The 12871-nt window shown below is 66.1% G+C and carries 13 protein-coding genes; 4 read left to right on the plus strand and 9 right to left on the minus strand.

Translation table 11 applies throughout. The features are described from left to right. Nucleotides 1-216 precede the first annotated feature (216 nt). Nucleotides 217-441 (minus strand): hypothetical protein, encoded by a 225-nt coding sequence (locus tag ACX80M_RS17600; protein ID WP_459310082.1) that lies wholly within the window; start codon nt 439-441, stop codon nt 217-219. Nucleotides 442-709: 268 nt separating this feature from the next. Here ACX80M_RS17600 and ACX80M_RS17605 point away from each other — a divergent pair, with 268 nt between their 5' ends. Beyond that, nucleotides 710-1849: a VIT1/CCC1 transporter family protein gene (locus tag ACX80M_RS17605; RefSeq protein WP_459310083.1), complete on the plus strand. Its 1140-nt coding sequence runs from the start codon at nt 710-712 to the stop codon at nt 1847-1849. Between the two features lie 22 nt (nt 1850-1871). On the opposite strand, the gene ACX80M_RS17610 is transcribed toward ACX80M_RS17605, so the two are convergent. The 5 genes from ACX80M_RS17610 to ACX80M_RS17630 form a co-directional block, all read right to left on the minus strand. After that, the gene (locus tag ACX80M_RS17610; protein ID WP_252608896.1) at nt 1872-3005 is read right to left on the minus strand and encodes an LOG family protein; all 1134 of its coding nucleotides are present in this window, start codon (nt 3003-3005) and stop codon (nt 1872-1874) included. Nucleotides 3006-3121: 116 nt separating this feature from the next. Further along, complete coding sequence (locus ACX80M_RS17615; protein ID WP_252599403.1) at nt 3122-3895, minus strand: SDR family NAD(P)-dependent oxidoreductase; 774 nt, start codon at nt 3893-3895, stop codon at nt 3122-3124. A gap of 26 nt (nt 3896-3921) precedes the next feature. Next, nucleotides 3922-5307 carry an MFS transporter gene (locus ACX80M_RS17620; protein WP_252599404.1) on the minus strand — a complete coding sequence of 462 codons (1386 nt, stop codon included), beginning with the start codon at nt 5305-5307 and terminating at the stop codon, nt 3922-3924. Nucleotides 5308-5506: 199 nt separating this feature from the next. Next, nucleotides 5507-6214: a FadR/GntR family transcriptional regulator gene (locus ACX80M_RS17625; RefSeq protein ID WP_104062788.1), complete on the minus strand. Its 708-nt coding sequence runs from the start codon at nt 6212-6214 to the stop codon at nt 5507-5509. Between the two features lie 129 nt (nt 6215-6343). Continuing rightward, nucleotides 6344-6832 (minus strand): SRPBCC family protein, encoded by a 489-nt coding sequence (locus ACX80M_RS17630; RefSeq protein ID WP_459310084.1) that lies wholly within the window; start codon nt 6830-6832, stop codon nt 6344-6346. A 184-nt stretch (nt 6833-7016) separates the two neighbouring features. Between ACX80M_RS17630 and ACX80M_RS17635 the strand changes: the two genes are divergently transcribed. Both ACX80M_RS17635 and iolB read left to right on the plus strand, forming a co-directional pair. After that, a complete protein-coding gene (locus ACX80M_RS17635; protein WP_252563916.1) occupies nt 7017-7757 on the plus strand; it encodes a GntR family transcriptional regulator in 741 nt (246 codons plus the stop codon). A gap of 16 nt (nt 7758-7773) precedes the next feature. Then, nucleotides 7774-8667, plus strand: a complete 894-nt coding sequence (gene iolB / locus ACX80M_RS17640) for a 5-deoxy-glucuronate isomerase (protein WP_252563918.1) — start codon at nt 7774-7776, stop codon at nt 8665-8667. Nucleotides 8668-8744: 77 nt separating this feature from the next. On the opposite strand, the gene ACX80M_RS17645 is transcribed toward iolB, so the two are convergent. Next, nucleotides 8745-9779 carry a Gfo/Idh/MocA family protein gene (locus tag ACX80M_RS17645; protein ID WP_252563921.1) on the minus strand — a complete coding sequence of 345 codons (1035 nt, stop codon included), beginning with the start codon at nt 9777-9779 and terminating at the stop codon, nt 8745-8747. A gap of 134 nt (nt 9780-9913) precedes the next feature. On the opposite strand from ACX80M_RS17645, the gene ACX80M_RS17650 reads away from it, so the two are divergent. Continuing rightward, nucleotides 9914-10936: a LacI family DNA-binding transcriptional regulator gene (locus ACX80M_RS17650; protein WP_459310085.1), complete on the plus strand. Its 1023-nt coding sequence runs from the start codon at nt 9914-9916 to the stop codon at nt 10934-10936. 9 nt (nt 10937-10945) lie between these two features. On the opposite strand, the gene ACX80M_RS17655 is transcribed toward ACX80M_RS17650, so the two are convergent. Further along, a complete protein-coding gene (locus ACX80M_RS17655) occupies nt 10946-11743 on the minus strand; it encodes a TIM barrel protein (protein WP_459310086.1) in 798 nt (265 codons plus the stop codon). Then, on the minus strand, nt 11743-12861 hold the full coding sequence (locus ACX80M_RS17660) for a Gfo/Idh/MocA family oxidoreductase (RefSeq protein ID WP_252599407.1): 1119 nt from the start codon (nt 12859-12861) through the stop codon (nt 11743-11745). Before ACX80M_RS17660 ends, ACX80M_RS17655 begins: the two co-directional genes overlap by 1 nt. Between the last annotated feature and the right edge of the window lie 10 nt (nt 12862-12871).

A 12871-nucleotide genomic window follows, 5' to 3' on the forward strand; every position in this document is an offset into this window, starting at 1 on the left:
CCGGCCGACGCATCGAAATAAAGACAGCCAAAGCGTCAGACAGGCTCTGAGTCAGACCAACCCGAACCCCACATCAATCATTACTGACAGGCTCGATCACCGGAGATAACAGGCTCGATCACCGGCGGCCACTGAGCCCGCAGCTTCACTGAGTTAAGTACGACGGCGGCATTCCCCTTCGCTTCCCCGCGAACCGGAGTGCCGCCGTCGTTCGTTCTATTCGGTTCCGCGGAACTCGTCCTCGTCGAGTGGAACCACGCGCTCCTCGGCGTCGACTGCCACCGGGGGCGTGGGAACCACCACCCTGTCGGCGTCCAGGAATTCGTCCTCGGCGTCCCAGTCGTCCACGCTGATGGGGACGTCCTCGGCGTAGTCGTAAGCGGGATCCGATTCAACAGATTCCAGGTGCGGCATGTCCGGGTGCTGTCCGGTGGTGCTCATGATTCGACCTCCGTTTGTTCGCCTGACGTGCTTTGTTGATGGGCGCCGCCGGTGGGCGCGGGCGGACGCCACTCCTTCATCACAGCACCGGCGGTGGGCCCGGTCAAGAGCCGGCGCAACCCGTCCGGGCACACGCGGCAGACCGCGGAATTTTAAGGGAAACCTAAACTCCGCACTGAGGGCAGCCAGCCGAAAATCCGCGGAATTCCGCGGTAAGCTGGGCGTTGCAATGGGGCCGAACCATGCCCATCCAGCACAGGAGCCTTGCGTGTCTCAGCACCCCAATCCCAGCCAAGCCCGGCCCGTGGAACCCAATCCATCCGCGCCGCAGCCCACGCCGGCCGACATCCGCCGGTGGCGCCAGTACCTCGCGGACGAACGGGCAGAGGCCGCCGTCTACCGCGATCTCGCCCAGAACCGCGACGGCGAAGAACGTGCCATCCTGCTGGCCCTCGCCGAAGCCGAAGGACGGCACGAGGCCCACTGGCTCACGCTTCTAGGCGACCACGCCCAAAAATCCCGGCCGGCGTCCCTCCGCAGCCAGTTCCTGGGCTTCCTGGCCCGCCACTTCGGCTCCGTTTTCGTTCTGGCCCTCGCCCAGCGCGCTGAAGGCCGCTCCCCCTACGCCTTGGATCCCAACGCCACGGATGCCATGGCAGCGGATGAACAGATCCATGAGGAAGTGGTCCGAGGCCTGGCAACCCGTGGCCGCAACCGGCTCGCCGGGACGTTCCGTGCCGCCGTTTTTGGCGCCAATGATGGCCTGGTCAGCAACCTTTCGCTCGTGGTGGGCATGGCCGCTTCCGGAGTGGCGAGCGGGGTGGTGCTGCTCAGCGGTGTGGCAGGGCTCCTCGCCGGTGCCATGTCCATGGCCGCGGGCGAGTTTGTCTCCGTGCGGTCCCAGCGCGAGCTCCTGGCAGCCACGCGTCCCACCCAGATCACCCTCGCGGCGGCCCCGAAACTGGACATCGAACACAACGAACTTATGCTCGTCTACCTGGCGCGCGGGATGTCCCACGAAGCGGCCGCACACCGCGTGGCCGAACGCATGGGGCTGCTGAGCTGCGACTGCGATCCCAGCCTGTCGCTCCAGCCCGAGGTGCCGGAGGCGGAGGACCAGCACGAGGCCGTGGGCACCGCGTGGGGGGCGGCGCTGTCCAGCTTCTGCTTTTTCGCGTCCGGCGCCGTGGTCCCTATCCTGCCGTTCCTGTTCGGCCTGACCGGGGTGGCCGCCCTGGTGGTGGCAGCGGTGCTGGTGGGGCTGGCGCTGTTGGCGACCGGCGGAATCGTGGGCCTGCTGTCCGGGACGTCGCCGCTGACGCGCGGGCTGCGCCAGCTGGGCATCGGCCTGGGCGCCGCCGCCGTAACCTATGTGCTGGGCCTGGCCTTCGGCACCGTGGTGGGTTAGCAACGGCCGGACGCCGGAATAGTCAGCCGCCCAGCACCGCGAGCGCCTCGTCCACACTGTCCACCAGGAAGATCCGGTCCTCCATGGCCCGTCCGGCAGCCAGCCGCCGGAGCATGGGCCACGCGGGATACTCGTGCTCCCAGTGCTGCCGTCCCACCAGCACCATCGGCGTCACGGCTTCGCGGGCGCTGTAGTAGTTCTCGCAGGCGTCCTGGAAAATTTCCTGCACGGTACCGGCCGCTCCCGGCAGGAAGATGATGCCGCCGTCGCACAGTTCCAGCAGGATCGCCTCCCGGATGGCGTTGGCGAAGTACTTGGCGATGTGGGTGGCAAAGTAGTTCGGCGGCTCATGCCCGTAGAACCACGTGGGGATGCCCAGCGACGGCGCTCCGCCCGGATGGCGTTCGACGACGGCGGCCGCCTCGCGTGCCCACGCGGACACCGAGGGGCGGAAGCCGGGGACGGCTCCAAGGCCGGCGAGCGCCGCCGTGAACTCGGCGTGCGGAACACGGCTCAGATACGCGCCGAGGTTTGCCGCTTCCATGGCACCCGGGCCGCCGCCGGTTGCCACGATCCGCCCGCTCTGCGCCAGGAGCCTGCCCAGCTCGGCTGCCTGAGCGAAGTCCGGGGTTCCCCGCAGGGCGGCATGCCCGCCCATCACGCCCACGGCGGTGCGGCCGGCGTAGGGGTCCGAGTGTGTGAACTCGTCCAGGGCGTCGCCGATGGCGTGGTCATGCAGCGCCGAGGCCAGTGTGGCGTCCAGCCGGTTGCGTTGCCCCGGGCGGATGCTCCACTGGTACACCAGGGCGTCAGGCAGCTCCTCATAGGGTGAGTTTTCCAGGCCGGCGTACAGTTCCTGCGGTGTATAGAGCCGGGCCCGGTAGGGATCGAACGGCACACCCTGCAGCCTGGGGAAGATTAGTGCGCCGCGGCGACGAAGCCCGTCTTCAACGCCCTGGTCGAAAGTGCAGCCCAGGAAAATGGCACCCTCCACGTCCAGGGTTTCCAGCGCCGCGTTCCGGCCGCGCAGGTCCAGGGACTGGGCGTGCCAGCCGTGCATGGCCACCGCGCCGGCGGCGACCAGCCGGTCGAAGGCGTCCAGGCTCTCAACCTCTAGGGTCCGCGGGCTGGGGACCAGGCCGCCGGAGGGGTTCATAGTGCCAGCCTAGACTTCGGCCGAGGCTCCGGCACGGCACGGCACGGCACGGCACGGCACGAGGGCACCCCCGCCGGAAAACCGGAGGGGTGCCCGTGCCTGGGTCTGGTTCCCGGTCAGGAAACCTGGAGGCCGCCGTTGATGTCGTAGGTGGCGGCGGTGATGTAGCCCGAGTCCTGGCCCAACAGGAAGGCGATCAAGGCTGCCACTTCCTCGCGGGTGCCCACGCGGCCCATCATGATGCCCTCGGACAGCTGCGCTTTGCGCTCATCGGTGAGGGTTCCACCCATGATGTCGGTGTCGATCGGGCCGGGGGCAATCGCATTGACCGTGATGCCGAACTCGCCGACTTCGCGGGCCAGGGCGCGGGTAAACCCGAGGATCCCGGCTTTGGTAGCGCTGTAGGCCACCTTCGAGAACGTTCCGCCGCCGCGCTGGGCGGAGATGGACGAGATGCTCACGATCCGCCCGAGCTTGCGCTCGATCATGCCCTTGAGGACCCGCTGGGAAACGATGAACGTACCGCGCATGTTGATGGCGAAGACGTTGTCCCACTCCGCCACGGTGGTTTCCATGAACGTCGTCGGGGAGCTGATCCCGGCGAGGTTGGCGAGCGCAACAATCGGGGGAAGAGCGTCTTCGATCTCGGTGATGGCCCGGTCAACGGACGCCTCGTCGGACACGTCGGCTCCAATGCCAATGGCCTTGACCGCACGGTTGGAGCCGATCTCCGCGGCGGCGGCCTTGGCGTCCTCCGCATTGATGTCGAGGATGGCGATTGACCATCCCTCGCTGGCCATCCGGTCAGCGGCGGCGCGGCCAATGCCGCGGGCCGACGCGGCGCCGGTCAGGACAACTGTGCGTTCGGAGGGGAAGTTGCTGGTGGTCATGAGGTTTTCCTTCAGTGATTTCGAGATCAGGAGATTTTGGCGGCGTGCGTGGAATCAGGGGTCACAGCGGCAGTCGCGGCAACTGCGGGATCCAGCGCGGCATCGCCTTCGGGGCGCTTGCGTGCGTAAAGGTAGGTGGCAACCGCCGTGACGCAGAGGCAGAAGGACAGGAACAGCAGGCCGCTCTGGTTGTTGCCCGTGGCGTCGTTCAGCAGGCCGACAGCGTAGGGGGCCACAAAACCGCCGAGGTTACCCAGTGAGTTGATCAGGGCGAGGCCGGAAGCAGCAGCTGCCCCGGTGAGCGCCGCGGACGGCATGGACAGGAACGGCGCGATGGCCCCGTAGATACCCATGGCCGCGGCGGTCAGGGCAATGAGGGCCAGTATGGGGTTGACCGGGAGCATGTAGCCTGCAGCAAGGAGGCCCATGCCGGCAAGGACCATGCTGACCGCACTGTGCCAGGCCCGCTTTCCGGTCTTGTCCGCACGCTTGCTCCAGAAGTACACAAAGACTGCGGCCACGGAGTAGGGAATGAGAACGATGAACCCGACCTGGGCGGTGGAGAACTTGCCCAAGGCGGCGACGATGGTGGGCATCCAGAGACCCAGTCCGTAGATGCCGCAGACCAGGCCGAAGTACAGGGCCGAGTAGGTCAGGGTGCGCTTGTCCTTGAGGCCGGATAGGAAGTTGTGGCTGCCGGAACTGGACTTGACGGCCAACTCTTTGTCCATGGTGGTGGCAAGCCATTCGCGCTCGTCCGGGTTGAGCCACTTGGCATCCCGCGGGCGGTCGGTCATGAGGATGGGGGTGAGCAGGCCAAGGATGATGGCCGGGATACCTTCGATGATGTACAGCCACTGCCAGCCCTGCAGGCCCATGACGCCGTCCATCTGGAGCAGCAGTCCGGAGACCGGGGCGCCGAGGGCGTTGGAGATGGGCTGGGCGAGGATGAAGATGCCCAGTACCGTGACGCGCTGAGCGGCGGGGAACCACAGCGTCAGGTAGAAGAGGATGGCCGGGAAGAATCCAGCCTCTGCCGCCCCCAACAGGAAACGGATGATGTAGTAGGTGGTTTCACCGTTCACCAGGCACATGGCCGTGGCGAAGATGCCCCACGTAATCAGGATCCGAGCCAGCCACTTGCGTGCGCCGAACCGGTACATGCCTGCGTTGCTGGGCACCTCGAGGAGCGCATAGCCGAGGAAGAAGATGCCGGCGCCGAGCCCGTAAGCTGCGGCATTCAGGCCTATGTCCTCGCTCATGGTGAGCTTGGCGAAGCCCACGTTGTTGCGGTCAAGGTAGGCAACGAAATAGAGCAGGACGATCAGTGGCATAACCCGGCGGCGGACCTTGCGGAGCGTACGCTCGCCAAGCTCGCCGAGCCCTGCGGATTTTAAGGAGAGTGAAGTCATCTTCGACCTTCTGTCTAACGGAGTCCGGCACCTGCGGTGGTGGCGGGAATCCGTGCGGATATCTTGGGAGGCCCAATCCAAATGGAACCGGGATCAATGCGATTTGAGTCAGATGTCAGACATCTGACCGAACAACTGAGAAAAAGCATAGATTAGTGATGCGGATTACGTCAAGACCGGCTTGGTGCGGGCTGCAACGTCAGGATGCTGCGTGGTGCACGTAGCGTTCGTAGTCCCGGTATGTCTGGTCCATATGCTCGTCCATGGTGCGGCGGGCCAGCTCGGCCTCGCCGCTGAGGATGCTTTCCATGACCTTTTGGTGGTACTCAATGGCGTGCAGTTGGATCTCTTCGACGGCGGACGTTTCACGCCGTTTTACGTATAGGAGCTGACCCAGCTGCGCGAACAGCGCCCGGACAAATGGATTGCCGGAAGCCTTCAACACGGCGTCGTGGAAGGCGATGTCTGCCGCCACGAAGGCATCGAGGTCGCCGGAATCATGGAAGCGCTTCATGTCCGCAATGCACTCGCGCATCTGCTGCGCATGCTCGGGTGTATGGCGTTTGGCCGCGAGCGCAGCGGCGCCGGTTTCCACCATGCGCCGCATCTCGATCAACCCCACTGCTACCTGCTCCGCCCCATTGTCGTGCGAAGCGGCCTTGAAGATCGCATCCAGACCGGTCCAGTTGTCGGTCGGGTTGACGAAGGTCCCGCGGCCGGCTTTAACGTAGAGGATGTTCTGTGCCCGCAGGGCCTTGAGTGCCTCGCGCACCGTGAGGCGGCTGACGTCGTAGGCTTTGGCGATGTCGGCTTCGGGCGGTAAGGCTACGTGGGGCTGCAGTTTGCCGTCCAGGATATCTTCGAGCAGGCCGTCGACAAGGTCGTCAACAAGTGTCCTGCGGCCCATCGCGCTTCCCACCTTTAGTCTTACCCCGTACTCCGGGTGCCATCCACATTACAGAAGCCGCCGTACGGACCGGGACCCCCGCCATCCTCACCGCCCGTTGAAGCGGCGTCTCAGGAAAGAAGCGGCGTCTCAGGAAATGCCTGTGTTGCCGGCCTCGCGCCGACCGGAGGCCGCAACGTAGGCCTCAAGATTGGCCAAGGTCTTTTCGATGCTGGCGGGGTGGCGGCGCAAGTAACCTGCCAGCCGAAGGAAAAACTTCCCACGGACCGCCCTAGCGTCCCATTGTTCGGTCACGCGCGTGCCGGCAGTACCGTCGGCGCCGGTGGCCGGTTCCAGGATGTAGCGCCAGATGTGGCCATAGAAATGGCGCCAGGCAATGTGCCGGCCTTCCTCGAATTCGGAGACCGTGTTCAGGATCTTGTAGTCCACGGCCATGTTCATTTCCATGCCAAAGCGGGCTCCGAGGCTCAGCCGTTCCGGGCCGCGCGGCTGGGCACCCTTCACGGTGCCGGAACCGTCGATCGCACTGTGCAGCGCCGGAGTGGCCAGGACTTCAAAGATCACTTCGGGCGGGGCAGCGATGAAGCGTTCGCGGGACACGAGGTATCGGTTGTTCATCCCCCCAGCCTAGGACCACGGGCACGAATGGCGGTGCGCCCGCCAGTGGCAGCCTTGACCGCTTAAGTTCGGCTGATATTATCAACAAAGGCAGTATGTCCTATCAAGCGAACATAGTAGGACATGGATTCCCTCCCGGGCCTCGGGCGGGTACCAGCTTCCGGCACGGAACGAGGAATATCTAATGGCGAATCAACTTGGTCTCATCATCGACCGCTCCTCGCCGGTGCCCCTGTACCACCAGGTGGTACAGGGTATCGAGGCTGCCATTCACAGCGGAATCCTGGAACCCGGCAGCCGGCTGGAAAACGAAATCGATCTCGCGGCCCAGCTGAACCTGTCCCGGCCCACCATGCGCAAAGCCATGGATGAACTGGTCCGCTCGGGGCTGCTGGTCCGCAAGCGCGGCGTGGGCACCCAGGTGGTCTCCAGCCAGGTCCGCCGCCCCCTGGAGCTCTCCAGCCTGTTCGATGACCTCTCCAATAACGGCAAGAAGCCCACCACCCAGGTGTTGACCTTCTCCCACGTGGAGGCCGACGCAGCGACGCTCGCCACCCTCGAATTGCCTGCCGGCTCCAAGGTCTACCACTTCACCCGCCTGCGGAAAGTGGGTGGCAAGCCCCTTGCCCTGATGGAGAACTGGGTCCGGGACGACATCGCGAGCATGGACGAAGCCATGCTCGCCGCTGAGGGCCTCTACGCCATTCTCCGCCGCGGCGGCGTCAACTTCCGCCTGGCCTCGCAAAGAATCGGCGCGATGATCGCCAACGACTACCAGGCGCGCCTGCTGGAGGCCGAGGTCAGTTCCGCCCTGGTCACCATGGAGCGCACCGCAACAGACGACGCCGGCCGACGGGTGGAAACCGGACACCACGTGTACCGGGCGGATTCGTACAGCTTTGAAATGACACTCGTACAGCGATAGCACAAGGAATACATCAATGACTAACTGGGTCTACCCACAGGGAACCGCCAACGACGGCGACTGGGATATCTCGCTCGGAACCTCCGATTCAACCCTGGCCGTGGACGGCTGGGCCCATACGGGCCTGAAGGTGGCTACCTTAACTGCAGGTGCCGCCGTCGTCCTCCCGGCAGCGGAAGAGGAGCGGATAGTGGTCCCGCTCAACGGCTCCTTCACCGTATCCGTGGACGGTGAAGACTATGTCCTGAAGGGGCGGGCGTCCGTGTTCCACGGCCCCAGCGATGTCCTGTATTCGGGCACCGGCAAGTCCGTCACCATCAGCTCTGCGGACGGCGGCAGGTTTGCCGTTGCCACAGCTCCGGCCAAGGCCTCCTATCCCACGCGCCTGGTCACGGCGGCGGAGACACCTGTGGAACTGCGCGGGGCCGGCAATTGCTCCCGCCAGGTCCATAACTTCGGCACGCCGGCGGCCCTTGAGGCTGACCGTTTCATCGTGTGTGAAGTCCTCACGCCCGCCGGAAACTGGTCCTCCTACCCGCCGCACAAGCACGATGAGGAAAAGGACGGCGAAACGAACCTCGAGGAGATCTATTACTTCGAGACGCAGGTGGCTGCGGGATCCGGGGCACCCGCCGACGCCGACGCCATCGGCTACCAGCGCGTCTACGCCTCGGATGAGCGTCCCATCGACGTTGCCGCCGAGGTCCGCACGGGCGACGTTGTGCTGGTCCCCTACGGGTGGCATGGCCCCGCCATGGCGGCCCCGGGCTACGACCTGTACTACCTGAACGTGATGGCCGGACCCGGCCCGGTCCGTGAATGGCTCATCAGCGACGACCCGCACCACGGCTGGGTCCGCCAAAGCTGGGACGGCCAGGACATTGATCCCCGGCTGCCGTTCGGCGCTTAGAGAGCAAGCGCTAGAGATCAAGAAAATGCCCCTCCGGAACGGATTCCGGAGGGGCATTTTTCATGGCAGCGGTATGCTCACCTGGCTAGGCTGATGGCCACCCTGACGGGGACGCCTGTGGCCAGTGATTCCTGGGCGGCGTCCGCCACGCGGGAGGCGGCCACGGCGTCCTCCGGGGTGCACGGATTCTCCCGGCGGCCCAGGATCAGCTCCACAAACGCGGCCATTTCGGATCGGTACGCCTGGTCGAAGCGTTCGGCGAAGGTCCTGTGGGGTTCTCCGGCGGGGAAATCAATCACGGCTTCGGCCGACGCCATGGCCGTGTGCTCATCGAGCCCAACCATCAGCGAACGGCTGGAGCCTTGGATTTCCAGGCGGACGTCGTGGCCGGCGCCGTTGTAGCGGGTGGCTGAGACGGTACCGACCGTGCCGTCGTCGAACGTGATCAGTGCCAGCGCCGTGTCCACGTCTCCCACTGCGCCGATGGCCGGGTCTCCGTTGTTGGAGCCCTTGGCGTAGACCTCCACGATCTCGCGGCCGGTCAGCCAGCGGAGGATGTCGAAGTCGTGGACGGAGCAGTCGCGGAACAGGCCGCCGGAACTGGCGAGGAACTCCACGGGCGGCGGCGCCATGTCGCAGGTGACGGCGCGCAGGGAGTGGATCCAGCCCAGCTCGCCCGCTTGGTAGGCACGCTTGGCCTCAAGGTAGCCGTGGTCAAAGCGGCGCTGGTGGCCGATCTGCACCACGCCGTTGTTGTCGCGGATATAGTCCAGCACCGGCAGGGCGTCCGCCACGTTCATGGCCACCGGTTTTTCGCAGAAGACCGGGATTCCGGCGTCCACGCCCGCCTTGATCAGTTCGGGGTGGGTTGCGGTCCCCGTGGCGATGACGAGTCCGTCCACGCCGGCGGCGATGAGGTCCTCCACCGAGGGCAGGAAGCCGGCACCGAGGCCGGCCGCAATGCCCTTGGCGTGGTCCTCGGCGACGTCGGTGAGCAGAAGCCTGACGTTGATGCCCTCCGGGTTGAGAACTCCGTTGAGCGCGGCGATGTTGTTCGCGTGCATCACGCCGATGCGCCCCACTCCGACCAGACCGAGAATGACGTCCTTCATAGTTCCCTCGCATGCAGTAGCGGCCCCGGAATCCGGGCAGACAAACAATGTTGGAACGTTCCATCATTGTCTTGCTAGAGTAGGTGAATCCGCATTCGGAGTCAAGACTTTGTATTAACAAACTGGAGGACGCTGTGACTGCCCCTGAACGCAAACGTGCGGCCACCATCCTGGACGTGGCCGCCGCCGCGGGTGTGTCCAAATCGGTGGTGTCCCTCGTGCTGCGTGGTACGGGCTACGTCAGCGCGGCCAAGCGCACCGCCGTCGAGCATGCTGTCCTGGAACTCGGCTACCGGCCGAACGCGGCCGCCCGGGCCCTCGGCGAATCGCGGAGCCGCACCGTGGGCGTGGTACTCAACGACATGCGGAACCCCTGGTTCGTCAGCGCGGTGGAAGGGCTCAACAGCACCCTCAACGAGCGCGGCCTGCAGATGCTGATGGGCGACTTCCGCCTGGACAGCCGCAGCGGCGAATCCCTGCTGAAGAAACTTCTGGAGATGAACATCGAGGCCCTGGTGCTGGTGGGGACCATGCCGGAGAGCCCCGGCCTGACGGCAGCAGCCTTGCAGGTGCCAACCATCGCGCTGGGAGCGCCCACCGGCCCGGGTGCCAACGTCACCGTCGTGACCAACGACGACGACGCCGGGGCGCGCCTCGCGGTGGCTCACCTGATTGCGCTGGGGCACCGCCGCATCGCCCATGTGGGGGCACCGGCCACCGCAGTCGGGATTGCCCGCCGTCGGGGCTATGAGGCTGAGATGAGGGCCGCCGGCCTGGCGGAGTTCATCCGGACGGTGCCGGGAGACCTGAGCGAAGAGGGCGGCCACCGTGCCGCCCTCGAGCTGCTGTCAGGTGGCGACCGGCCCACAGCGGTGTTCGCTGTCAACGACATGGCGGCACTTGGGGTTCTCTCGGCTGCCGAGGAATGCAGGCTCGCCGTTCCTGCCGATCTTTCGGTGGCCGGCTACGACAACACCCCGCTGGCGCGGTTGCGCCGGATCAGCCTGACTTCAGTGGACACGGCCAGTTTTGCCGCTGGGCAGCGGGCGGCCGAACTCCTGATCGCACGACTGGAGCCGGGCAGCACGCTGCCCCCACACGAACTGTTGGTGCCGACGCTGGAAGTGAGGGGCAGCACCGCCGCCCCTCACCCCTGAACGGCACGCCTATGCCGAGGCGATCTGGACGCTGGCGTCCTGCACCGTGAACGCCGCCCGGAAGGCCGCCAGGGCTTCCTCGTCGTCACCGCTGGCCCAGGCTTCCATACCCACCGTCCCCTCGTAGCCTGCGTCGGCGAGCGCCCTGGCCACGGCCCGGTAGTTGATCTCCCCGGTTCCGGGTTCGCACCGCCCCGGGACGTCGGCCACCTGGACTTCGCCGATGTGCGGTAGGGCGGTCCGCACAAGCTCGATGAGGTTCCCCTCCCCCAGCTGTGCGTGGTACAGGTCCAGCATGAGCTTCACGTTGGGGTGCCCGGCTGCTTCCACGAGCGCCAGGGTGTCCCTGGCACGGGCGAGCGGGATGCCGGGGTGGTCCAGGATCGTGTTGAGGTTCTCCAGGCAGAACGTCACGCCGTATTTCCCGCCCAGCCTGCCCAGCCGTTCCAGGGTCCGCGCCCCGGTGCTCCACATGCGGCCGGTGGACCGGTAGAGGGGGCGGGCCGCCTGGCCATCGATGAGCTCCGCGGAGTGCACCACCATGCGGCTGACGCCGAGCTCCAGGGCTGTGGGAATCAGAGACTCGGCCGTCCGCACCACGTCGTCGGCCGTGTCGGGGTCCACGAGGCTTCCGGAGGTGTACCCGGTCATGGAGGAGAACACCGCGCCGGTGGCCTTGAGCGCGGCCAGGTCCTTGCCCCTGGAGTCCCACATCTCGACGTCGAATCCGGCGTCGTGGATCCGCTGCACCCGTTCCACAAACGGCAGGTCCGTGAAGACCATTTCCGCGCAGACGGCCAGCCGCATCAGACGCCGGTCCGGGTGTGGTCACGGAGCGCCGGTACAGGGGCAGCAGCCACAGCCACCGGACCGCCCTGTTTGACCGATTCGATGCACGCCAGCGCCATGGCCAGCGCGCGGCGGGCGTCTGCGGCGCCGGGGGTGAGGGTGAAAGCGCCCGACGGCGGCGGTGTGCCGTCCCGCTGCGCACGAACCGTGGCGGCGAAATCGGCGAGTTCGTCCGTGTAGGCCTGCCGGAAGAGTTCCACGTTGAGGCGAGGGGTGTCCGCGGACAGTCCCTCCGCCGTGTAACGCCGGGCCGCCGTCTCGGTGGCACGGCCGGCCTGGACCATGCCCTTGGAACCGAAAACCTCTCCGCGGATGTCGTAGCCATAGAGGGCGCTGAAGTTTGCTTCCGCCACGGCGATGGCGCCGTTGCTGTAGCGGATGGTCACCACCGCTGTGTCCAGGAAGCCCTGATCGCGCAGCTCCGGTTCCACGAGGGCGTCCGCCACGGCGTAGACCTCTACGGGCTCGGCACCTTCGTTGAACCAGTTGAGGGTGTCGAAGTCGTGGATCAGGGTCTCCAGGAAGACAGTCCACGCGGGGACTCTGGCCGCGTTCGGGATGCTTCCGTTGCCCGGATCGCGGGTCAGTGAGCGCAGGAGCTGGGGCTGGCCGGCGATGCCGGCCGCTAGGTCTTTCTTGGCGGCCTGGAAGTCATCCGCGTAGCGTCGGTTGAAGCCGATCTGGAAATGCACCCCCGCTTTTTCAACGGCGGCCAGCGCGGCGTCGAGTTCGTCCAGGCCTTGGCCCGCGGGCTTCTCGCAGAAGACGTGCTTGCCCGCGGCGGCAGCCTGGGTGATCAGGGCGGAATGGAAGCGGGCCGGGCTCGCGATCACCACGGCGTCGATCTCCGGATCGGCCAGGATGTCTGCGGCGTCGGCCGTGACCTTTCCGGTGCCCAGCGATTGGGCAAGGGCCTGCGCGGATTCCACATTGGGGTCGGCGATGGCCGCCAGGATAGCGCCGGGGACGCGGCGGGCAATGCTTTCGGCATGGAACGCCCCCATCCAGCCGGAGCCGATGAGCCCGATCCGGACGGGCGCAGGAACACCAGCGGGGTTTTGAGTAAGGTAGGCCATGAGCCGGTCC

Source organism: Pseudarthrobacter sp. MDT1-22, from assembly GCF_054511035.1.

Coding starts and splice junctions, on each gene's coding strand:
- ACX80M_RS17600 (WP_459310082.1), bottom strand. CDS start 441: ATGAGCACCACCGGACAGCACCCGGACATGCCGCACCTGGAATCTGTT.
- ACX80M_RS17610 (WP_252608896.1), bottom strand. CDS start 3,005: ATGAACCCCTCCGGCGGCCTGGTCCCCAGCCCGCGGACCCTAGAGGTT.
- ACX80M_RS17615 (WP_252599403.1), bottom strand. CDS start 3,895: ATGACCACCAGCAACTTCCCCTCCGAACGCACAGTTGTCCTGACCGGC.
- ACX80M_RS17620 (WP_252599404.1), bottom strand. CDS start 5,307: ATGACTTCACTCTCCTTAAAATCCGCAGGGCTCGGCGAGCTTGGCGAG.
- ACX80M_RS17625 (WP_104062788.1), bottom strand. CDS start 6,214: ATGGGCCGCAGGACACTTGTTGACGACCTTGTCGACGGCCTGCTCGAA.
- ACX80M_RS17630 (WP_459310084.1), bottom strand. CDS start 6,832: ATGAACAACCGATACCTCGTGTCCCGCGAACGCTTCATCGCTGCCCCG.
- ACX80M_RS17635 (WP_252563916.1), top strand. CDS start 7,017: ATGGCGAATCAACTTGGTCTCATCATCGACCGCTCCTCGCCGGTGCCC.
- iolB (WP_252563918.1), top strand. CDS start 7,774: ATGACTAACTGGGTCTACCCACAGGGAACCGCCAACGACGGCGACTGG.
- ACX80M_RS17645 (WP_252563921.1), bottom strand. CDS start 9,779: ATGAAGGACGTCATTCTCGGTCTGGTCGGAGTGGGGCGCATCGGCGTG.
- ACX80M_RS17655 (WP_459310086.1), bottom strand. CDS start 11,743: ATGCGGCTGGCCGTCTGCGCGGAAATGGTCTTCACGGACCTGCCGTTT.
- ACX80M_RS17660 (WP_252599407.1), bottom strand. CDS start 12,861: ATGGCCTACCTTACTCAAAACCCCGCTGGTGTTCCTGCGCCCGTCCGG.